Raw genomic sequence first — 21658 nt, forward strand, 5'->3', positions numbered from 1 at the left:
CGGGCTTGTCCTAGGGGGAGGGCGTGCGCTGTCGCACGCGCGATAGCTGCGCGCGGGAACAACCCTTCGGAGTCTCAGGCCTTGCCGGACTCGCCCGGCAGCAGCACACCGGCTTCGATGTCGGTCGCGACCTTCAGCGACTCGTACAGCGGCGTGAAATCGGGCTCGGTGAGGTCGAACAGCTGCTGGAAGTTGTCGATCACGAAGTAGTTGGCCTGGTAGGTGTCGATCTTGTAGCGCGTGCGCATGGTGCGCAGCAGGTCCAGCGGCAGCCGGCGCGGCTCGTCGCTGAGCACCGCATGCCTGAGTTCGCCCACCGAGCTGAGGATGCCGGCGCCGTACGCGCGCAGGCCGTCCGGCTGGCGGATCAGTCCGAATTCCACCGTGTACCAGTAGAGCCGCGCGAGCTTCTCGCCCGCGTCCAGCTCGTGCGCCTTGATGCCGCCCTGGCCATAGCGTTGCACGTAATCGGCGAAGGTCGGGTCGAACAGCATCGGCACGTGGCCGAACAGGTCGTGGAACACGTCGGGCTCGACGATGTAGTCGAACTCTTCCGGCTTGCGGATCCAGTCCGTCACCGGAAACTTGCGGTTCGCCAGCAGCGTGAAGAAAGGCAGTTCAGGAATCAGCCCTGGCACCGCCACGATCTCCCAGCCCGTCGCGCGGTGCAGCCGCTCGTTGAGCTCGTCGAAGCGCGGGATGCGGTCCTTCACGCCCAGCGAGGGCAGCGCCTTGATGAAGGCATCGCAGGCCAGCCCTGGCAGCTGCGCCACCTGCCGCTCGTAGAGCCGGCGGTAGGTGTCGTGGTCGGCCGGCGTGTAGCTGGCCCAGTCCTGCGGGCAGGTGTAGTCGGCCAGCACTGCGCCGCCGCGCGAGTAGTCGCCGCGGGGCGGGCGATCGGAGGCGCCGTAGACGGCGGGAGTGACAACGGCAGCGGCGGCGGATTCCATGAAAGAGCTCTGTCCTGAGTTGCTTGCTTGTTTACTTGAGCCAGCGGTCCATCGTCCGCTGGAAGTCGCCGCCGGCCTGCTGCAGGTGCAGCCACTGATCGACGTACGACTTGAAGGCCACGTCGTCGCGCGGCAGCATCCAGGCCATTTCGCCGTACTGAAGCGGCTTGTCGGGGTTGATCGCGCACAGGCCCGGCCTGAGCTTCTGCTGCGTGATGGCCTCGGCCGCCTCGGTGACGAACACGTCGGCGCGGTTGGCGAGGATCTCGTCGAAGATCGTCACGTTCTCGCCGTGCAGCGTGAGCCTGGCGTGCTTGAAATTGGCCCGGGCGAAGCGCTCGTTGCTGCCGCCCGGGTTGAAGATGACGCGCACCGACGGCTTGTCGATGGCGGCCACGCTCTGGTACTTGGCCACGTCGGCGCAGCGCGCGATGGGCGTCTTGCCGTTGACCATGTAGGGCGCACTGAAGAAGGCGCGCTTCTGCCGGTCGGTGGTGACCGACACGCCGCCCACGGCGATGTCGCACTTGCCGGCGCTCAGGTCGGGCAGCAGGTTGGCCCAGGTGGTCTTGACCCACTCGGGCTTCGCGCCGAGGCTGGCGCTGAAGCCGGCCATCAGGTCGACGTCGATGCCCTCGAAGGCGCCGTCGGGCTTCTGGAAGCTGAAGGGCTTGTAGTCGCCCGGGGTGCAGATGCGCAGCACCGCGGCCTTCTGCACCGTGTCCAGGTGCGAGGCGCCGGCGACCGGCGTGGCCGCCGGCGCCATGGCGCAACCCGAAAGAAGGGCGGCAGCCGCCGCAATGAAGGTCAGACCGATCGAAGGCGTACAGCTGCGCATGCGTGCTCCAGAAGCGTGAATAAGGGATGGGGCCCTTATTTTGCGGCGCTCAGCACCCCGCGGCGCATCTGGTCGAGCTCGATGCTCTCGAACAGCGCCTTGAAGTTGCCGTTGCCGAAGCCGTCATCGCCCTTGCGCTGGATGAACTCGAAGAAGATCGGGCCGAGCTGGTTCTCGCTGAAGATCTGCAGCAGCAGCGCGTCCTTCTTGCCGTCGATCAGGATCTTGCGCTTGTGCAGCTCCTCGACGCTTTCTCCGTGGCCGGGAATGCGCTTGTCGACCAGCTCGTAGTAGGTGTCGATGGTGTCCAGCAGCGTGACGCCGTTGGCGCGCAGCGCGTCGACCGTCTTGTACAGGTCGTCCGAACCCATCGCGATGTGCTGGATGCCTTCGCCGCGGTACATGTCCAGGTATTCCTGGATCTGGCCGGCCTGCTCCTTGCCCTCTTCGTTGATCGGGATGCGGATCTTGCCGCAGGGGCTGGTCATGGCCTTGCTTTTCACGCCCGTCACCTGGCCTTCGATGTCGAAGTACTTGATCTCGCGGAAGTTGAAGAGCTTTTCGTAGAAGCCGGCCCAGACGTTCATCCGGCCGCGGTACACGTTGTGCGTCAGATGGTCGATGTAGGTCAGGCCGTTGCCGAACGGAGAAAGTGCCTGCTCCGGCGCAACGCCGGGCAGCGCCTCGAAGTCGACGTCGTAGAAGCCGATGTTGCCGATGTCGCCGGGCTTCGCTCCGTTCTTGCCGGGCCAGCGGTCCACCAGGTAGATCAGGCTGTCGCCGATGCCCTTGATGGCGGGAATGTTCAGCTCGCCGGGGCCGGCCTTGTCGGCGAAGCCCCAGGCGCCTAGTGCCGTGGCGCGTTCGTAGGCTTGCTTGGCATCCTGCACGCGGAAGGCGATGGCGCACACGCTCGGACCGTGCTCGCGCGCGAATTTCTGCGCGAACGAATCGGGCTCCGCATTCAGGATGAAATTGATGGTGCCCTGGCGATAAAGCAGCACGTTCTTGTGGCGATGCTTGGCCACGGCCTTGAAGCCCATGCGTTCGAACACCTTGCCCATGGCGACCGGATCGGGTGCCGCGTACTCGATGAATTCGAAGCCGTCGGTGCCCATGGGGTTCTCCCAGGGCGTGAAGGCGGGTGCGTCGGCTTGGCTCATGTGCGGTCTCCGGAGGGTGGGGATTGAATGAATCGAACGAATAACAGGGCGCGAAATCGGCCGGTCATGCAATGTAGGGTGGATGCCTCTCAGGTTTTCTGCGTTTCCACGCGCCCATGGTGGCTCTTGCGCAGTAAAACTGCAAGAATGGAGAAATGGAAGCACTGGACAAGATTGATAGGCTCATTCTGCGCACGCTGCAAGCGGACGGCCGCGCCACCTACGACCAGATCGCCGAGCAGGTGAGCCTGTCGCCCAGCGCCGTGCTGCGCCGGGTCAAGCGACTGGAGGAGCATCGCGTCATCGACCGCTACGTCGCCCTGGTGCAGCCCGAAGCCATCGGCCTGGGGCTGACCGCCTACCTCAACGTGCGGCTCGAAAAGCACACCGAAACCCACAAGCGCAATCCCATGGACCTGTTCCGCGCCAGCGTGCAGACCTGGCCCGAGGTCGTCGAATGCGCCGCCCTCACCGGCGACATGGACTATCTGCTGCGAGTGGTGGTGGCCGACATGGCCCACTACAGCCGCTTCATCATGGACACCCTGCTCAAGCACCCGAGCGTGGAAGATTGCAAGACCAGCTTCGTGCTGGACCGTGTCAAAGCCACAACAGCTGTGCCTGTCTAGCAACATTTGGTTGCGAGGGCGCTACACGCTTCGGCACAGGATCACGAATGTGTCTTCCGGATTAACCTTGTGAACTTGTTGCTTAGGTGAAAACCCTTACATTGGAGCCATGCTTACCGCCAAGACTCTTCTCAAAGCGTCTCTCGGCATTGGCTCTTTCCTGAAGGCGCCAATGGTCGAGGCGCAACCACGCGCAGTCAGCGCGCCTCAGCCGGTGATGGTGCCGATCCGCTCGATCGGCCCCCGCGAACGCGAGCGCATCGCTCGCCACCTGCTCGACCTCACCCCGCACGACCGCTACCTGCGCTTCGGCTACGCGGCGGCCGACGAGCAGATCCAGCGCTACGTCGACAGCCTCGACTTCGAGCGCGACGAACTCTTCGGCATCTACAACCGCCGTCTCGACCTGATCGCGATGGCACACCTGGCATTCGCACCCGGCGACCAGCACAGCGACTGCGCCGAGTTCGGCGTTTCCGTCTCGGCCCATGCCCGCGGCCGTGGCTACGGTGCTCGCCTGTTCGAGCGCGCCGTGGTCGTGGCGCGCAACGAAGGCGTGGGCATGCTCTTCATCCATGCGCTGAGCGAGAACGCCGCCATGCTGAAGATCGCCCGCAACGCCGGGGCCACCGTGGTGCGCAGCGGCGCCGAAGCCGAGGCCCATCTCGAACTGCCCAGCGCCACTTTCGACAGCCGCATGAGCGAGATCGCCCTGGAGCACTATGCCGCCGTCGACTTCGCGCTCAAGAGCCGCGCCAAGCAGTTCTGGGCCTTCCTCGCCAGCCTGCAGGAAGTGCGCAGCGGCATGCGCGATGCCCGGAAGAAGTCGGCGCCCTGAGCCCCGCGGCCCTGGTGGCCGCCTCCGTTCTTACCCTTGAGGGAGTGCCCGGTAGAGCGTGTCACACGCAATCCGGTATCCTTGTCCCTCCTCAACTCCGCCCTCCCGCAGTGGCCGAACCTCACCCTGAACGCGCTCCCGTCGAACGGGAAGACAAGCGCAGCTTTCTCCAGAAACTCGCCGAATTCATCCACCCCGGACCTGATTCGCGCGACGAGCTGATCGAAACCCTGGCGGACGCCGAGGACAACGAGGTGATCGGCGCGGAGTCGCGCGTGATGCTCGAAGGCGTGCTGCGCATGGCCGACATGACTGCCGGCGACGTGATGGTCGCCGCGCCGCGCATGGACCTGGTGAACATCGACGCGCCCTTCGACGCGCTGCTGCACCTGGTCATCGACACCGCGCACTCGCGCTTTCCGGTGTACGAGGGCGAGAAGGAAAACATCATCGGCATCCTGCTCGCGAAGGACCTGCTCAAGCTGCAGCGCGCGCCGGGCCTGAACATCCGCGCGCTGCTGCGACCGGCCACCTTCGTTCCCGAGAGCAAGGGCCTGAACGACCTGCTGCGCGAGTTCCGTGGCAACCGCAATCACCTGGCCATCGTCATCGACGAGTTCGGCCGCGTGGCCGGCCTCATCACCATCGAGGACGTGCTCGAGCAGATCGTCGGCGAGATCGAGGACGAGTTCGACATCGCCGAGGACGAGGGCGACATCTTCGGCCTCGCCGACCACACCTACCGCGTCTCGGGCGACACGCCCATCGAGCGCGTCGCCGAGGCCTTCGGCATCGTGTTCGACGAAGAGCAGCTCAGCGAAGACTTCGACACCATCGGCGGGCTCATCGCGCACGAGATGGGCCACGTGCCCAAGCGCGGCGAGCACCATGCGATCGGCGGCTTCGACTTCGTCGTGCTGCACACCAAGGGCGGCGCGGTGCGCTGGTTCAAGGTGTCCCCGGCGCGCGGCGGCGACGCGGCCGACTGATGGCTCGCGCGCCGGCTTCCTCCTTCGCCTCCCTGTTTCGCCCGATCGGCTTCGTCGCCGCCGGGCTCGCGCAGGCGCTCTCGATGGCTTCGCCGGCCGGCGGAAAGCCGCTGTGGTGGCTGCAGCTGCTGTCGCTCGGCGTGTTCGTGTGGCTGCTCGATGGACTGCGTTCGCAGGGCGCGGGCTGGCGCCGCGCGGGGCTGCACGGCTGGCTGTTCTCCACCGCCTGGCTCACCGGCAGCTTCTGGTGGCTCTTCATCTCGATGCATACCTACGGCGGCCTGCCGGCGCCGCTGGCGGCCATCGCCGTGCTCGCGCTGGCTGCCGCGCTGGGCCTCTATTACGCAGTCGCCGCGGCGTGGTTCGTCGTGCGGGGGCCGAAGGGCCGGGTGACGGGCGCGCTGGTTTTCGCCGCGCTCTGGACGCTGGCCGAGCTGGTTCGTGGCAGCTGGTTCACAGGTTTCCCTTGGGGCGCCGGCGGCTATGCGCATGTCGAGGGACCGCTCGCGGCGCTTGCGCCATGGGTGGGCGTCTACGGCATCGGCGCCGCGGCAGCACTGGCCGTTGCGCTGGTCGCGCTGCATCGCCCGATCCGCATCGTGGAAGCCGTGCCGGGCGTGGTGCTGATCGCACTTGTGTTCGCCGTGCCGAACCTCGTGCCCGCGCTGCGCGACGATGTGCAAGGCGCCAAAGGCGCGGCCGGCAGCCTGAGCGTCGCACTCCTGCAGGGCAACATCCCGCAGGACGAGAAATTCATTCCCGGCGGCGGCATCGAAACCGCGCTGCGCTGGTACGGCGAACAGCTGCGCGATGCGAAGGCTTCGCTTGTCGTCACGCCCGAAACCGCACTGCCGCTGCTGCCGCGGCAGCTGCCCGCCGGCTACCTGGAAGCGATCAAGGCCCGCTACAGCCAGGGCAACCAGGCCGCCATCGTCGGCCTGCCGCTGGGAGGGCAGGGCACCTACAGCAACGCGGTGCTGGGGTTTCGCCCCGGCGACGAGCAGCCCTACGCCTACAGCAAGCACCACCTCGTGCCTTTCGGCGAGTTCATTCCCTGGGGCTTCCGCTGGTTCATCCAGATGATGAACATCCCGCTCGGCGACTTCGCGCGCGGCGGGCTCGCGCAGGCGCCCTTCGTCTGGCAGGGTCAGCGCATCGCGCCGAACATCTGCTACGAGGACTTGTTCGGCGACGAGATCGGCGCGAACTTCCGCGACGAGGCCACGGCACCCACCATCCTGCTCAACGTGAGCAACATCGCCTGGTTCGGCGATACCGTGGCCATCGACGAGCACCTGTTGATCTCGCGCATGCGCGCTCTCGAGTTCGCGCGGCCGATGGTGCGCTCCACCAACACCGGCGCCACCGTGGTGATCGACGCCCAGGGCCGCGTCACGCACGAGCTGCCGCGTCTCACGCGCGGCGTGCTCGAAGCCACGGTGGAAGGCCGTCGCGGTCTCACGCCCTTCGCGCGCTGGGTGGCACCCTTCGGCCTCTGGCCGCTGTGGCTGCTGGCCATGGCCATCGTGGCGGTGGCCTGGGTGCAGGGCCGCCGCCAGAACTGAAATCGGTCAGGCTGCCGCGGCCGCCTTCACAGGCCAGTCGCGCAGCTTGCCCGGGTTCAGCAACCCCAGCGGGTCGAAGCGCTTCTTCACCTCGATGACCTCCGGCGGCAGCGGCCCGCCGGCCTTGCCGTCTTCCACGATGTTCACGTGCGGGTTGTTGATGTGCACGTTGTGCTCGCGGTGGATGCGCATGATCTCCTGCAGGCGCTCCTCGGTGCTGAAGCGCACCAGCTGCAGCCCGCTGCAGGTCATGAGGCCGGCCACGTTGCGCAGGAACTCGATGTGCATCATCACCTCGCCGGTTTCTCCGCCCAGCAGCTTCTCCATCTCGATGACCTGCTCGACATGCTTGCCGGGGATGAAGCCGCTCTGCAGGTAGGTGAGGTTGGGGGCGACCTTCAGCGCGTGCAGCGTCGTGTGGTTCCAGGTGAATTCCATCAGCGTGCGGTTGCTCTTCTGCACCTCGGCAGCCGTCTTGCGGTAGCTCACCGTGCCGCCGTGCGCCTCCACCAGTTGCAGCATCGCGGGCTCGCACGATTCGGCCACCAGCGACAGCACCGTGTGGCAGCCCTTGGGTAGGTGCGCGGCCAGCTGCGACAGATGATCGGAGATGGGCGCCGCAAAGAAGGTCACGCCGCGCTTCACGATGCCCGGCGCGTGCGCCAGCTTGTCCGCGAAGTTCAGCGCGCTTTCGAAGTCGATGAAAGTCACCAGCGTTTCCAGCCACGGATGCGCGGGTGCCAGCGCGATCTCCAGCTCCAGCACCAGCCCGTTGGTGCCCCACAGGTGGTGCATGCGCATCGCCTCGGCGCCGCGCAGCTCCACCACCTGCGGCTCGGCCTCGATGGTCATCGCGCGGATGCCGATCACGTTGCCGGGCGCGCCCAGCGGCCCGTAGTTGATCGAGCCCACGCCGCCGAAGCCGCCGCCGAAGAGGCCGCCCAGCGTGGCGCTGCGGTAGGTCGAGGGCACGCAGCGCAGCTCCTGCCCCGTGGGTTTGGTCTGCTTCTCCAGCTCGCCGAGGCGGATGCCGGCCTGCGCACGCGCCACGCCGGGCCGCACCCACAGGCAGCTGTTGTAGCCCGTCATGTCGAGCACCACGCCGCCGGCCAGCGGCGTGGTCTGGCCGTAGTTGCCGGTACCGCTGCCGCGGATGGTGATGGGCACGCAGCGGCGCGCGCAGGCGCCGACCACCGCGCGGATCTCTTCCTCGGTGCGCGGGCGCACGACCACGTCGGCGCGCTTGTCCTTGAGCTGGCGCACCAGCACGGGGCTGAACCACGAGAAGTCGGAGGACAGCCGCGTGACGCGGCTCTCGTCGGTGATCCAGTCGAGGTCGGGGAGTTCGAGCAGCAGCTGCTCGATGGCGGAAACAGGGGCGTTCATGGTCAAGGTCAGTCCTGTGAAAGTTCGCTCGCATGCCATGAGCCCAGCGCCAGCTTGGTGAGCCAGGCCATCAGCACGAAGAGCGCGACACCGGTGAGGGAAATGAGCAGCAGCGCCGCGAACATGCGCGGAATGTTCAGCTGGAAGCCCGCCTGCAGGATCTGGTAGGCCAGCCCCGCGCCCGAGCCGCCTGTGCCCGCGACGAACTCGGCCACCACCGCGCCGATCAGCGCGAGGCCGCTGGAGATGCGCAGGCCGCCGAAGAAATAGGGCAGCGCGCTCGGAATGCGCAGCCGCACCAGTTGCTGCCAGCGCGTTGCGCGATTGAGCTTGAAGTAGCTCTGCAGGTCGGGGTCGATGCTGCGCAGCCCCAGCGTGGTGTTGCTGATGATCGGGAACAGCGCCACCAGCGCGGCGCATACCGTCATTGCCGCCACCGGGTTCTTCACCCAGATGATGATCAGCGGCGCCACCGCCACGATGGGCGTGACCTGCAGCAGCACCGCATACGGGAAGAGCGCGGTCTCGATGCGCTTGCTCTGCACGAACAGGAACGAGATCAGCACGCCCGCCACCGTGGCCAGCAGGAACGACAGCACCGTGATCTTCAGCGTGACCAGCAGCGCGTTGCCCAGCGGCGCCCAGTCGGTCACCAGTGTCTGCATCATCAGGTAGGGCGAGGGCACGAGGTAGGGCGGCAGCTCCATGGCCACCACCATCCATTGCCAAAGGGCGACCAGCACCACGCCGATCAGCACCGGGTAGAGCACGCGCTGCACGCGCGGCCGGCCCAGCAGGGGAACGGTCTTCGCAGTCATCGCGCTGCCTCCTCGTCAGTGCTGCTGGCGCGCAGCAGGCTGTCCTGCAGCTGCTTGGCGTGGCGCGCGAATTCGGGCGTCACCATGAAGTCGGCGTTGCGCGGGTACGGTTCGTCGATGTGGAACTGCTCGACCACGCGGCCGGGCCGCGCGGCCATCATCACCACGCGGCTCGACAGGAACACGGCTTCGTGGATCGAGTGCGTCACGAAGATCACCGTGAGCTTCTTCTTGCGCCACAGCTCCAGCAGGTCGGCGTCGAGCTTGTGGCGCGTGATCTCGTCGAGCGCGCCGAAGGGCTCGTCCATCAGCAGCAGGTCGGGCTGCGTGACGAGGCCGCGCGCGATCGACACGCGCATCTGCATGCCGCCCGAAAGAGCGCGCGGCAGCGCGTCGGCGAACTTCTCCAGCCCCACGAGCGCGAGCGATTCCATCACCCGTGCGTCGGCTTCCTTGCGCGGCACGCCGGCCAGATCCAGCGGCAGGCGCACGTTGGTGCGCACGCTGGCCCACGGCATCAGCGTGGGCGACTGGAACACGAAGGACATCTTGCGCGGGCAGTCGTGCAACTGCGCCGCCGGCCGGCGCCACACCAGCAGGCGGCCGTCGCTGGGCTCGAGCATGCCCGCCACCATCTTCAGCAGCGTGCTCTTGCCGCAGCCCGAGGGGCCGAGCAGGGTGACGAACTCGCCCTCGGCGATGGACAGGTCCACCGGCAGCAGGGCCCGCGTGCCGTTGGGATAGGTCTTCTCGGCCGAGAGCACCTCGACGGCGGGCACGGCGGGTGCGAGCTCCGGCGGCGGCGCCAGCGTCTGGGGATCGATGCGGTTCATGCGGCGGGGCCTTGGCGCGCTCAGGGCAGGACCTTCGCGTCTTTCACGAACTCGGTCGTGTAGGTCTTCGCCAGTTCGACCTTGGCGGGGTCGAGCAGCTTCGCCGACACCAGGAAGTCGTAGCTGGCCTTGGCGCGCGCATCCGTCATCACGCCGATGCCCAGCTTGGCCGCGTCGCCGCCGGTGACCATGCCCATCTCCTTGAGCTTGGCGACGCTGTAGGCCAGCTGGTCGTCGGTCATGTTGGGGTTGTCCTTCTTGATGAGCGCGTTGGCGGGCGCCGGGTCGGCGAGGTAGCTCTTCCAGCCTTCGGCCGAGGCCTTCACGAAGGCGGCGACCTGCTTGCCGCGTTCCTTCACCGTCTTTTCCATGCACGACACGGTGGTCGCATAGGCCGGAAAGCCATGGTCGCTGAACATCAGCACGGTGCTCTTCACGCCGGCCTTCTGGATGGCGTAGGGCTCCGAGGTCAGGTAGCCCTGCTGCGCCGCATTCTTGTCGGCCACGAAGGGCTGGATGTTGAAGGTGTAGGGCCGCGTCTGCTCGTCGGTGAAGCCGAACTTCGTCTTCAGCCACGGCCAGTAGCCGCGCTGCGCCTGCGCACCGATCAGCAGCGTCTTGCCCTTCAGGTCTTCGAACTTCTTCACGTCGTCGTGCGCGATCAGCACCTGCGGGTCTTTCTGGAAGAAGGCCGCCACGTTGACCACCGGCACGCCGCCTTCGCGCACCTGCATCATCTGGATGTCGCTCGAACCCATGATGCAGTCGGCCTGGCCGGCGGCCATCATCTGCGTGATGTTGACCTGTGGGCCGCCCATCTTGATGGTGACGTCGAGGCCGTACTTCTTGTAGATGCCCTGTGCCACGGCCTGGTAGAAGCCGCCGTGCTCGGCCTGCGCGTACCAGTTGGTCATGTAGGTGAACTTGTCCTCGGCCTGCGCGGGCGTGGCGGCGAGAAAAGCGATGGCGGCGGCGCCGGCGATGGACAGTGCGAAGGAGCGCATGGGTGAACCTCTCGAGGGCAGGGAGTTGAAGAAGAAAGAAAACCGGAAAGGAGAAGCGGCCGTTGCAAGAAGCGGGCTCAGGCCCATCTCAGGCCGGGTGGAAGCTCTGCTGGATGAAGCCCTGCTGGTGCCCGCGCTCCCAGGTGGCTTCCTCGCGCACCACCCAGCGCAGGGCATGCAGCTCGGTCAGCGCCTGCGCCCAGCTGTCGGAGAGCGTGTCGAGGATGGCTTCGCCCTGCTCGCGCGTGGCGGTGGTCGGGTCGCCGATCACGCCGCTCGGGCCGAAGTCGCGCGAGGTCCACGCACAGGCCGGGCGGCCGTCGGCCGACAGCAGCTTGATCGGGAAGGGGGGCGGAAAGTTGGCGACCGCGCGCTCCATGTGCACCGTCTCGGGCGCGAGCGCGAGCATCAGCGCGGTCTCGGAATGGCCGGCGTGCATCGCGAGCTTCTTTTCCTGTTCGCTCACCTGCTTGCTCGCGGCGCTCGGCAGCCGCGACACGCCGTGCGGCACCACCACGAAGTCGCCGTGGCGCAGGCGCAGTTCGCGTGCCGCCATCTCCAGCACCTGCGGCTGGCCGCCGTGGCCGTTGGCGAACAGCAGCTTGCGAAAGCCCGAGCGGTACACCGACTCGCCGATCTCGATCACCGTCGAAAGCAGCGTGGTGCCGGTCAGCGTCATCGTGCCGGGGAAGTGCAGGTGCTCCTCCGACTTGCCGTACGTGATGGTCGGCAGCGCGAAGGCGCGCACCTCGGCGGGGAGCTTTTCGAGCGCCTTGCCCATCACGCCCGAGCAGATCACGCTGTCGACCGAGCAGGGCAGGTGCGGACCGTGCTGTTCGATGGCGCCGCAGGGCAGCACGACGACGGTGTTCTCGCGGTCGGGCAGCGCGGCGATTTCGGTCCAGCTCAGGTAGGGCAGGAAGCGGTGAGGCGGGATATAGCCGTGGAGCATGGAGAGTCCTTGTTTGTTCGTTAGCGAGGAAAGAAGGGCGTCGCGTCGCCGTGCGTGACGCGGCCTTCCCGCAGCACCACGCGGCCGGCGGTGCGCGAGGGCCAGCCGTGGCGATCGGCCTGCGTGAACAGCACGAGGTCGGCACCCTGGCCGACCAGCGTGGGCCTTGCGGGCGCGGCTTCGCGCCGCAGCCAGTCGCCGCGGCACAGCGCCTGCGACCATTCGTCGAAGGGCTCGTCGAGCTGCGCCACCAGCGCGGCCGTGCCCAGCGCCTCGACGGGGTCGAAGCTGCCGACGCGGCAGAAAGGGTCCTGCACGTTGTCGCTCGCGAAGAGCAGCGGAATGCCGCGCTCGCGCGCCTCTTTCACCAGCGTGATGCCGCGCAGGCGCGGCGTGCGGCCGGTCACGGCGTCCTGCAGCAGCAGGTTGGTGGCGGGCAGCGACACCACCGTGATCGGCGCGCGCGCCACAGCGTCTAGCGTGGCGAAGGCCTGCGCCTCGGGCTGGGCCGCGAGCGCGCAGATGTGGCCGCAGACCACGCGGCCTTCGTAGCCGATCTCGTTCAGGATGCGCGCGGTGGCCTGCAGGCCCACTGCCGAGGCGTTGAGCTCCTCGTCCACGTGCAGGTCGATGTCCAGGTCGCAGGCCTGCGCCGACACCAGCAGGTTGCGCAGCGCGTTCTCGCTCCAGTTGGTGGAGTGCACGAAGCCGCCGAGCAGCGCGTGCGGCCCCGTGGCCTTCACCTGCTTCGCAAGGCGCATGGCCTGCGCCGCATCTTCGAAGAGCGGCAGCTTGATGAGGCTGACCTGCTCCAGCCGCACCTTGCCGGCCCACTCCTGCGCCAGCTCGGCCATCACCGGCCAGGCCAGCGGCACGGCATCGGGCTCCCACCAGTCGACGTGCGTGCGCAGATGCGAGGTGCCGCATTCCCAGGCCCACTGCAGGCCGCGCGAGGCGCGCTCGCGCACGTCGGCGGGCGTCCAGTGCACGCGGTCGGCGAGCATCGCGTCGATGGCGCCGAGCAGGCCGGGCTGCACCTGTTTCATGCGCGGCAGCGTGAAGGCCTTGTCGAGGTGCGTGTGGACGTCGACGAAGCAGGGCAGGGCCAGTGCGCCGTCGAGGTTCCAGGCAGAAGGCTGCGCAGCGGGCGTGGCGGGCAGCACCGACTGCACGCGGCCGGCCTCGATCGCGATGCGCGCGAGTTCCGGCACACCGTCGCGCTGTGGCCAGCCGGTCGGCAGCAGCCAGCGCGGCAGGCGCACGTTGTCGAGGAGCGATGGCGCGCTCATGCGAAGCGCGCCATCGCCTGGCCCACGCGTGCCATGAAGCGCTTGAGCTGGGGTTCGGTCGCGACGTTCATGTGGTAGTGGGCGTGGTAGTCCACCTTGGCGCGCTGGCCGGTCAGCCGCTTCATGTACCGCGTGACGATCTTGCGCGGCGGGTCGCCCATGTACATGGCCATCCAGCGCGGCCGCCCGTAGGTGACGACGGCGCTGATGCGCTTGATGTGCGTGAGCATCGGCTTCACGTTGGCCGGGTCGCTGATGTCGAAGGCCACGCCCGGCATGAAGAGCCGGTCGAAGTAGCCCTTGAGCATCGCCGGCAGCCCGAAGCACCAGGTCGGAAAGCAGAACACGATGCCCTCGGCCCACTGCAGCCGCTCCACGTAGGGCGCAAGCGGCAACTGGTTGGAGGGCACGTCGTGATAGCCCAGCCGCTCCTCGCGCGACAGCACCGGGTTGAAGCCTTCGGCGTAGAGGTCGCAGTCGTCCACCTCGTGCCCTGCCGCGCGCAGGTTCTTCAGAACCTCCTGGTGCAGGGCGGCGTGGAAGCTGGTTTCGACCGGATGGCAGTAGACGACGAGCACGCGCATGGTGTGTTTGACCGCTTAATCAGAGCAAGTGGTCAGGTTATGCAAGCGACGTGCCAGAGCCTGTGCACCAGATTGGGGCCGCGTGGTAAGCGCGCTACGGAGCTGTCGGAAGGCGGCCTGCGAGTGGCGGAGTTTCGTAACAAAAATCACGCAAATCCAAGAAACGCGAGCCGTGAGTGGTGAATTTCACTGAAGCCGTAACAACAACTCACCATTTCTTCCAATTGTTAACTAAGATTCACAGTCCCAATTTTGTGAACTTTGGGCCTCATTTCTCTCTTCATCAACCGTTCGATATCCGAGAGTTCGTCCTCATGAAAAAACCTTCCCTCATCGTTGCCGCGGTTCTTGCTGCCTTGGCTACCAGCGCGGCAGTCGCCGCAACGACCAGTTCCACGTTCCAGGTCCTCATCACCGTGACCAAGGCCTGCTCGGTTACTGCAGGTGCGGGCTCGAACATCAACTTCGGTTCGGTCACTTCCACCGCCACCGCCCTGTCCGCCAGCAGCAACATCAGCGTGACCTGCTCCAAGTCGACGCCCTACAACATCGGCTTGCAGCCCTCGAGCGTCCCCACCAACACTACCGGTGCCGGTGTTATGAATCCCACCGTGGCCGGCCCGGACACCATCCCCTACCAGCTGCGCTCGGTGAGCGCGACGGGTCCGATCTGGGGTAACACCGCCACGCCCACGGCGGTCGGCAACGGCGTGGCTGGAACCGGCACCGGCGCGGCCCAGTCGATCCCCGTGTTCGCCACGGTCGCGAGCGTCAACGTGACGCCTGGCGACTACTCCGACACCGTGACCGTCCAGGTCAACTACTGATCGATGGCCTGACCGTGCACCGCTTTCTGCGCCACACCCTTGCCCTCGCGTTCGCCCTGCTGGCGCACGCGGCCGCTTCGGCGAGCGGGCTGCAGGTTGCCCCGGTCACGCTGACGCTGCAGGCTACGCAGAACGCCGACGGCCTGTGGCTCAGCAACACCGGCGACGACGTGGTGCACGCGCAGGTTCGCGTCTATCAGTGGTCGCAGGAAGACGGCAACGAAAAGCTCACGCCCTCGCGCGAGCTCCTCGTGAGCCCGCCGATGGTGCAGCTGGCGCCGTCCGAGCGGCAGCTGATCCGCGTCATCCGCACCGGCGTTCCGCCCGGTGCGGTCGAGAATTCCTACCGAGTCATCATCGACGAGCTGCCCGTCGAGATGAAGGAGAAGAAGGGCCTGCAGCTGGTGCTGCGCTACTCGGTTCCCATCTTCATCGCGCCCGCCGGCGCACAGCCGGCCGCACCCCAACTGAGCTGGTCGCTGCGCCGCGAGGGCAGCCAGGCGATGCTCGAAATCGCCAACGGCGGCGGCATGCACGCCCAGCTCGCCGATCTGGATTTTGTCGATGCCGCCGGCAAGCGCAGCGCGGTGCACGCGGGCCTGATGGGCTACGTGCTGCCGGGCGCGAGCATGCGTTGGCCCTTGAAGACACCCGCGGAAGCCTTTGCCTCCGGCGGAGTCCTGGAAACGAAGATCAATGGCAACGCGACGCAGGAAAAGATCCCGCCACTTCCACGCGTCCGCTGAGCGCCTGCTTCCACTGCTGCTTCTGTCTGGCCTGGCGTCATTCGCCGCTCAGGCCGAGAAGACTGCAGCCGAACAGGGGCCCTGGCTGGTCGCATCCGCGGCCGAAGGCGACATCACCGGCCCGGGCGGCAGCGACCTCTACCTGGAGCTGAGCCTCAACGGCAACCCCCAGGGACTGGTGCATTTCGGCCTGCGTGGCCGCGAGCTCTGGGCCAGCGCCTCCACGCTGCGGCAGCTGGGTTTCATCCTGCCGGCGGGCGCGTCCGACCCCGTGCGGCTCAACAGCCTTCCCGGCGTGAAGGTTGCGTACGACGCTGCAACCCAGAGTGTTGCGATCAATGCCACCGCCGACGCGGTGCGCCTGCCCACGACCGTGGTCAACACGTCGACGATCAACTCGCCGAAGGCCAGCGCCTCCCCCGGCCTGCTGCTCAACTACGACCTCTACGGCACGCAGGGCCGAGGCAACAGCACCAGCCTCAATGCCCTGGCCGAAGTGCGCGCCTTCAGCGGCAGCAGCGTGTTCACCAGCACCATGATGTCGCGCGCCTATCGCTCCGGCAACGAGGACTGGGCGCACGACTCGGTGCGGCTCGACACCACCTGGAGCCGATCTTTCCCCGACGACATGCTGACGCTGCGCGTGGGCGACACCACCACCGCGTCGCTGCCGTGGTCGCGCTCCACCCGCATCGGCGGCATCCAGCTTTCGCGCAACTTCTCGCTGCAGCCCTACCGCACCACCACCCCGCTGCCGGCGTTCCTGGGCGCGGCCGCGCTGCCCTCGCAGGTGGAGCTCTACATCAACGGCCTGCGCCAGTACACGGGCCAGGTTCCGGCGGGGCCCTTCCAGCTCAACACGGTGCCGAGCATCAACGGCGCGGGCAACGCACAGGTGGTACTCACCGACGCGTTCGGCCGTGCCACCACGCTCGACTTCTCGCTGTACGACACCCAGCGGCTGCTGCAGGAGGGCCTGTCCGACTGGTCCGTCGACCTCGGCGTGGTGAGAAAGAACTACGGCCTGCGCTCGAACGACTACGGCAGCGATCCCGCCGCCACCGGCACCTGGCGCTACGGCGTGAGCAACAGCTTCACGCTGGAGGCGCACGGCGAGGCCACCAAGGGGCTGGTCAAGGGCGGCGTCGGCGGTGCGTGGCTCTTCGGGCAGAGCGGCGTGTTCACGGGCGCCGTGGCGCACAGCAGCTATCGCGGCGAGCAGGGCTCGCTGCTCAACCTGGGCTACAGCTGGCGCGACAACCAGTTCAACTTCGCGGTCGAGGGCACGCGCACGCGCGGCGAGTACCGCGACGTCGCTTCCCTGTACGGCAGCGCGCCGCCGCGCGGCTCGGGCCGGGCGTCTGTCGGCTACACCACCAAGGACCTCGGCAGCTTCGGCATCAGCTATCTCTACCTGCGCTATCCGGCGCAGGAGGCGACGCGCCTGGCCAGCGTCTACTGGTTCCGGGCCATCGGAAAGAGCGCCTCGATGAACGTGAGCGTCAACCAGAACCTGGACAAGCGCCGCGAGCGCAGCCTCTTCGTCGGCTTCACCTGGGCGCTGGACGGAAAAATCACCGCCAGCGCCGGCGTCCAGCGCGACCGCGACCAGACCGTCTACACCGCCGACGCGCAGAGCTCCATGCCGGGCGACGGCGGCATCGGCTGGCGCGCCGGCCTGCGCCAGGGCGGCGGCCAGAACGGCGGACAGGCAGAGATCGACTACCTCGGCCGCTACGGCCGCGCCATGGCCGGCATCAGCGTGCTCGGCGACAACCGCTTCGCCTACGCGGGCGCCACCGGCTCGATCGCGTTCATGGGCGGCCAGCCCTTCGCGGCCCGGCGCATCGACGATGCCTTCGCGGTGGTCTCCACCGACGGCATCGCCGGCGTGCCCGTGAAGCTGGAGAACCGCGACATCGGTACCACGGACGACAAGGGCATGCTGCTGGTGGCGCCGCTGCGCTCCTACCAGAACAACCAGCTGTCCATCGACCCGATGCAGCTGCCGGCCGATGTGAGGATCGAGCGGGTGAAGACGGTGGCTTCGCCTAGCGATCGCGCCGGCACGCTGGTGCGCTTCGGCATCACGCCGGTCAGCGCGGCCGCGCTGCTGCTGGTGGACGAGGCGGGCAAGCCGCTGCCGCTGGGCAGCCGCGTGCGCGCCAACGGACAGGGTGGCGAGCCGGCGCTGGTCGGCTTCGATGGCGCCGTGTACCTGGAATCGCTGCAGGCCCACAACACGCTCGACGTGCAGACGCCCGGTGGCGTCTGCCGGACCAGCTTCGACTATCGCAAGGAAGGCGCGGCAATCCCGCAGATCGGGCCGCTGCGCTGCGCCAGGGAGGCCAAGACACCATGACCACCATGACGAGCCATCTGACCCGCACCCTGCAGGCCCTGCGCCTGCCCCTGTTCTGTGTGCTGCTGTGGCTGATGTCGGCGGGCAGCGCGCAGGCTTCGATCAACTGCACCGCATCGATGACGGGCGTGGCCTTCGGCACCGTCGATCTGGTCGCCGGCACCGCAGCGCCCGCCAACGCCACGCTGACCTACAGCTGCACCAAGACCGGTAACAACAACACCACCGAGTACGCCAGGGTCTGCTTCAACATCGGCGACGGCAACGAGGGCCTCACGAACTTCAATCCGCGCGTCATGAAGAACGGCGCGGGCGACAGCCTGAGGTTCCAGCTCTATCAGGGGACGAGCAACACGATCTGGGGCTCGAACGGCAACGCCGCGGTGCCGAATCCGTTCACCATCAACATCAGCATTCCCGCCCGGTCCAGCAACAACACTATCTCGGGAAGCGCCACCATGCGCGGGGAACTGCTCGCAAATCAGGGCACGGCGCCCCCCGGCACGTACCAAGACAACTTCGCGGGGATCCACACGTCGATCACGCTCACGTCGAGCACGGCCGGCGCGCCGACCACCTGCGGCACGACGCTGGCAGACCAGTTCGCCTTCATCGTCAGCGCGACCGTCTCCAAGAGCTGCATCGTCACGGCCGATCCGCTGAACTTCGGCTCCGTCGCCGGCCTGCCGGGCGGGGCCAACATCGACCAGCTCAGCACCATCTACGTCACCTGCACGACGCCCACCTCCTACACGGTCGGGCTGACGCCGTCCAACAACGTGGCCAATGGTGCGGGGGCGATGACGCCGACCGGGGGCGTACCCGGCAACACGGACACGGTGCCATACCAGCTCTACCGCAACTCCGGCCGCACGAATGCCTGGGGCAACATCGCGGGAACCAACACCATCGGGGGCACAGGCAATGGCCAGGTCCAGCCGCTGCCCCTGTATGGCCGCGTTCTCGGTGCCAGCACCAACGTGCGGCCGGACAGCTACATGGACGTCGTCACGGTCAGCGTGACCTACTGAGTTCACGCCTGGGCCGCGCCCGCGGCCGCACTGAAATGGGATGCCCGCTGGCAATTTGCGGGCAATGTGCGAAGAATGACGTCCGGACGGCCTTCATTTTTCCGCGACTCTGCCGATAAGCCTGACTGGGCATCGATTCGATGCCTCCATCCAGGTTGCGACGAGAGGAGTTCCCATGCCCGGAAACAGGCGTACTGCAAGGGCGACTGCGCTGCGGTCGCCGCGAACGGCTCCACCGCTGGCAACTGCCGGCGTGCTGTTGCTCCTGCTGCCCCTGCAGCTCAGCTCCGCGGAGCCGACGCACGGCGCGGGCAGCGCCACTGGCCGCTTCACCCTGAGCATCAACGTCCTTCCGACCTTCAAGGTGCTCGAGGTCACGCCCATGAAAGGCGGGCATGCGTACCGCGTCTGGACCAACATGGCGTCGGTGGTCATCAAGGGGCGGGAGTACCGGTTCGACAAGGTCGGAGAAGCGAGCTTCATGGTGCCGGGTGCCGATGCCGACGGCCGCGACAGCCTCGGTGCCGCCTTGCACGGCTCGCTCGGTGCAATGGCGGTGACCGCTGGCGGCGCTTCGCCGCAGTCCGCGAGCGCCGCGGCCGGCGACGGCAGCAACGCGACTCGGGTGACAGTGACGTACTGAGCCCCTGCATTTCTTTCCGTTCCTGCCGATATCCGGAGGTCGGGCGCCTGTGCCGCGCCCGCGCTTCACGTTCTCGCAATGGACAACGGATCGGGCCTCACGTCGGTACATCGGCTTCAATCGGCGCGCGCTGTCTTGGCCGCGCTCGCGATGCTCGCGCCGCTGCTGTGCGCGGCGGAGAGCAGCTTCGGTGCCAACTCAGCGACCGCGCAGGTGCGCCTCGTGGTGATCGTGCCGCCGGTGTTCCAGGTGCTGCGGGCCGCGCAGACCGCCGAGGGGTACGACTATCTGGTCTGGACCAACATGAGGTCGATCACCATCGGCGGCCGCGAGTACAGCTTCGCCCGGCCCGGCGAGCACGCCGTGCACGTCCCGGCGGCGCCCGCGGGCGCCTGGGTCGTGCACGGCCTGTAGGCGGCGCGCGCATCGCTTGCCCGCGCCGCCGCGTCGCACTGGTCAGTTGCAGTACTGCGCGTTGCCGCTGGTGTCGAGCGGCGCCGGAGGATCGGCCAGGAACTGCTGGACTGGAACCACGGACGCGTTGCAGGCTTCGTCAGTGCGGATGTCGAAGACATGCCAGAAGTCCGTGCTGCCGCTTTCGCCTGCGGGCGGCGAGAAGACCGTCTGTGCGCCGCGATTGCTCACCTCGACCCGCGCGGGCGAACCGGTCTGCCCCGGATCGAAGGTGCCCGAGAAGTTGCGGACATAGAAGCGGTAGGTGCGGTTCTTGGCCAGCTTGGCAAAGGTCGTGACTTCGGGACCGAAGCTGTCCACATCGTCCACGTCGAGCGCGATGAACGGCGCTGTAGCGAGGCTGCCCTTGTCGCTGTAGTAGACATGTTCGTCGGCGTTGGCGCCCAGCGTGTGCGAGTCGAGGTCGCGCGGACGCTCGCCCCAGGTCAGCTTGATCGACAGCGCGGAGCGCGTGAGTTGGAGACAGCCGCCCAGCGAGATGTCCTGATCCCCGGCTTCTACCGTCGGGGAGTTGGAGATCTCGCTCGCGGTGGTGGCGACCACGAAGGCCGAGCTGGAACGCTTCACGGCGACCGAGAACTCACCGTTTGCATTCGTCAGCGTCGATGCCAGGCCGGTGTACGACTTGCCTTCCGACGCCACCAGCGCACCCGCGACCCGTGCGCCCGCCGCATCCTGCACGCAGCCGTTGATGCGCACGGTGTTGTAGATCTGGTCGGCGTTCCAGGTGGTGAAGTGCGTCACCGTGCCTTCGTAGTACTGGTTGGGCGCCGTGCCCTGCAGCGTGGCGGAGCCCTCCTGCACCCACAGGCCCGTGGTGGTGTTGTAGAAGAACAGCGGCACCGACGCAGGCAGGGTGCCGCTGCGCGAGGACGGGGCGATGCGCACCGTTGCGCTTGTGCCTGCAGCCAGATTCAGCGGCGTGCCGTCGGCGTCCGCGAAGCTGGCGTCAAGCGCGCCGAAGCTCTCCATCGGCGCGCTGCCGCCTTCTGCCGCGGCCAGATAGTTGCCGGGCATCACATTGACGTCGTTGGCCGGCGCGATGGGCGTCACCCGCGCGGTCACCAGTCCGCTGGGCGCGCTACCGTCGGGGCGGCGAAGCGAGTTGGCGCTCAGGCGAACCATCGCGGTCGAGCCCGGGACGACGACGTCGTGCGCCGATTGCCCGTCGAAGGTCTCCGTCACTGCCACAGGGAGCATCGGCACGTTGACTACCGTCGATGCACCCGATCCGGCGAGCGCGGCCGTGGCCCGGCTCTGCGGCACCATGCCGTTCTTCGAGAAGCTCAGCAGCACGGACGCATTCGGCGGGATCTCGGTGAGCGAGTAGCTGCCATCGGCGTCCGTGACGGCAGAGACGCCCGCCGCCGTGACCGTGACCTGCGCGACCCCCTGGCCGTCGAGCGCATTCGTCACGCGGCCGCTGACCTTTGCGTTGCTCTGCGGCGGCGGGGGAGGAGGCGGTGGCGGCGGCTCGTTCTGCTGGGGCGGGGGCAGGGCAACGAAGCCTGGGCCTGAGTCGCCTCCGCCGCAAGCTGCCAGGGCCGCGGCTGTTGCGATCGCGGCAAGAAAAAATCTGATCTTCATGGTCCTCTTCTCCTGTGTATTCGTGATTCGCTGTCATGAGACAGCCTGGACAGCGAAGCACGCGAAGGTAGGCGCGCGAGCGCGCCGAACACAGTGCACAAAGTCACTGCGTTGCAGGAGACGAGAGGACGGTGGAAAGAGAGGTAAGAA

Annotated in this window: 21 protein-coding genes; 10 read left to right on the forward strand and 11 right to left on the reverse strand. The window is 67.4% G+C overall.

What is annotated here, in order from left to right; all coding sequences use genetic code 11:
- Positions 1-74: 74 nt before the first annotated feature.
- The 3 genes from phhA to hppD are packed head-to-tail and all read right to left on the reverse strand — an operon-like array spanning position 75 to position 2951.
- Positions 75-950 (reverse strand): phenylalanine 4-monooxygenase, encoded by an 876-nt coding sequence (gene phhA, locus QMO14_RS17930; protein WP_301508763.1) that lies wholly within the window; start codon positions 948-950, stop codon positions 75-77.
- A 31-nt stretch (positions 951-981) separates the two neighbouring features.
- On the reverse strand, positions 982-1788 hold the full coding sequence (locus QMO14_RS17935) for a transporter substrate-binding domain-containing protein (protein WP_301508764.1): 807 nt from the start codon (positions 1786-1788) through the stop codon (positions 982-984).
- 35 nt (positions 1789-1823) lie between these two features.
- Complete coding sequence (gene hppD, locus QMO14_RS17940; RefSeq protein WP_301508765.1) at positions 1824-2951, reverse strand: 4-hydroxyphenylpyruvate dioxygenase; 1128 nt, start codon at positions 2949-2951, stop codon at positions 1824-1826.
- 155 nt (positions 2952-3106) lie between these two features.
- Between hppD and QMO14_RS17945 the strand changes: the two genes are divergently transcribed.
- From QMO14_RS17945 to lnt, 4 genes are all read left to right on the forward strand, one after another.
- Positions 3107-3580 carry an Lrp/AsnC family transcriptional regulator gene (locus QMO14_RS17945; protein WP_093206014.1) on the forward strand — a complete coding sequence of 158 codons (474 nt, stop codon included), beginning with the start codon at positions 3107-3109 and terminating at the stop codon, positions 3578-3580.
- 109 nt (positions 3581-3689) lie between these two features.
- On the forward strand, positions 3690-4418 hold the full coding sequence (locus QMO14_RS17950; RefSeq protein ID WP_176668965.1) for a GNAT family N-acetyltransferase: 729 nt from the start codon (positions 3690-3692) through the stop codon (positions 4416-4418).
- A 110-nt stretch (positions 4419-4528) separates the two neighbouring features.
- Positions 4529-5407 (forward strand): HlyC/CorC family transporter, encoded by an 879-nt coding sequence (locus tag QMO14_RS17955; RefSeq protein ID WP_126023798.1) that lies wholly within the window; start codon positions 4529-4531, stop codon positions 5405-5407.
- The gene (lnt, locus tag QMO14_RS17960; RefSeq protein ID WP_301508767.1) at positions 5407-6972 is read left to right on the forward strand and encodes an apolipoprotein N-acyltransferase; all 1566 of its coding nucleotides are present in this window, start codon (positions 5407-5409) and stop codon (positions 6970-6972) included. Before QMO14_RS17955 ends, lnt begins: the two co-directional genes overlap by 1 nt.
- Positions 6973-6978: 6 nt before the next feature.
- Here lnt and QMO14_RS17965 read toward each other — a convergent pair whose 3' ends face one another.
- From QMO14_RS17965 to QMO14_RS17995, 7 genes are all read right to left on the reverse strand, one after another.
- Positions 6979-8358 carry an FAD-binding oxidoreductase gene (locus QMO14_RS17965; protein ID WP_301508812.1) on the reverse strand — a complete coding sequence of 460 codons (1380 nt, stop codon included), beginning with the start codon at positions 8356-8358 and terminating at the stop codon, positions 6979-6981.
- An 8-nt stretch (positions 8359-8366) separates the two neighbouring features.
- On the reverse strand, positions 8367-9176 hold the full coding sequence (locus QMO14_RS17970; RefSeq protein ID WP_301508769.1) for an ABC transporter permease: 810 nt from the start codon (positions 9174-9176) through the stop codon (positions 8367-8369).
- A complete protein-coding gene (locus QMO14_RS17975) occupies positions 9173-10009 on the reverse strand; it encodes an ABC transporter ATP-binding protein (RefSeq protein ID WP_301508771.1) in 837 nt (278 codons plus the stop codon). Before QMO14_RS17975 ends, QMO14_RS17970 begins: the two co-directional genes overlap by 4 nt.
- A 20-nt stretch (positions 10010-10029) precedes the next feature.
- Complete coding sequence (locus QMO14_RS17980; protein ID WP_301508772.1) at positions 10030-11013, reverse strand: ABC transporter substrate-binding protein; 984 nt, start codon at positions 11011-11013, stop codon at positions 10030-10032.
- An 88-nt stretch (positions 11014-11101) separates the two neighbouring features.
- Positions 11102-11965: a creatininase family protein gene (locus QMO14_RS17985; protein WP_301508773.1), complete on the reverse strand. Its 864-nt coding sequence runs from the start codon at positions 11963-11965 to the stop codon at positions 11102-11104.
- A gap of 20 nt (positions 11966-11985) precedes the next feature.
- Positions 11986-13254: an amidohydrolase family protein gene (locus QMO14_RS17990; protein WP_301508774.1), complete on the reverse strand. Its 1269-nt coding sequence runs from the start codon at positions 13252-13254 to the stop codon at positions 11986-11988.
- Positions 13251-13838: an NAD(P)H-dependent oxidoreductase gene (locus tag QMO14_RS17995; RefSeq protein ID WP_301508775.1), complete on the reverse strand. Its 588-nt coding sequence runs from the start codon at positions 13836-13838 to the stop codon at positions 13251-13253. The genes QMO14_RS17990 and QMO14_RS17995 overlap by 4 nt, the downstream gene beginning before the upstream one ends.
- Before the next feature lie 314 nt (positions 13839-14152).
- On the opposite strand from QMO14_RS17995, the gene QMO14_RS18000 reads away from it, so the two are divergent.
- The 6 genes from QMO14_RS18000 (at position 14153) to QMO14_RS18025 (ending at position 19861) form a co-directional block, all read left to right on the forward strand.
- Complete coding sequence (locus tag QMO14_RS18000) at positions 14153-14665, forward strand: spore coat protein U domain-containing protein (protein WP_301508777.1); 513 nt, start codon at positions 14153-14155, stop codon at positions 14663-14665.
- Positions 14666-14679: 14 nt separating this feature from the next.
- Positions 14680-15411: a molecular chaperone gene (locus QMO14_RS18005; protein ID WP_301508779.1), complete on the forward strand. Its 732-nt coding sequence runs from the start codon at positions 14680-14682 to the stop codon at positions 15409-15411.
- Complete coding sequence (locus QMO14_RS18010; RefSeq protein ID WP_301508781.1) at positions 15362-17773, forward strand: fimbria/pilus outer membrane usher protein; 2412 nt, start codon at positions 15362-15364, stop codon at positions 17771-17773. The genes QMO14_RS18005 and QMO14_RS18010 overlap by 50 nt, the downstream gene beginning before the upstream one ends.
- A complete protein-coding gene (locus QMO14_RS18015) occupies positions 17770-18804 on the forward strand; it encodes a spore coat U domain-containing protein (RefSeq protein ID WP_301508782.1) in 1035 nt (344 codons plus the stop codon). The genes QMO14_RS18010 and QMO14_RS18015 overlap by 4 nt, the downstream gene beginning before the upstream one ends.
- A 253-nt stretch (positions 18805-19057) precedes the next feature.
- Positions 19058-19447, forward strand: a complete 390-nt coding sequence (locus QMO14_RS18020; protein ID WP_301508784.1) for a hypothetical protein — start codon at positions 19058-19060, stop codon at positions 19445-19447.
- Between the two features lie 78 nt (positions 19448-19525).
- The gene (locus tag QMO14_RS18025; protein WP_301508785.1) at positions 19526-19861 is read left to right on the forward strand and encodes a hypothetical protein; all 336 of its coding nucleotides are present in this window, start codon (positions 19526-19528) and stop codon (positions 19859-19861) included.
- Positions 19862-19903: 42 nt separating this feature from the next.
- Here QMO14_RS18025 and QMO14_RS18030 read toward each other — a convergent pair whose 3' ends face one another.
- Positions 19904-21508 (reverse strand): carboxypeptidase regulatory-like domain-containing protein, encoded by a 1605-nt coding sequence (locus QMO14_RS18030; protein ID WP_301508786.1) that lies wholly within the window; start codon positions 21506-21508, stop codon positions 19904-19906.
- Positions 21509-21658: the final 150 nt, after the last annotated feature.

It is taken from the genome of Variovorax sp. CAN15 (assembly GCF_030462475.1).
Taxonomy (GTDB): domain Bacteria; phylum Pseudomonadota; class Gammaproteobacteria; order Burkholderiales; family Burkholderiaceae_C; genus Variovorax.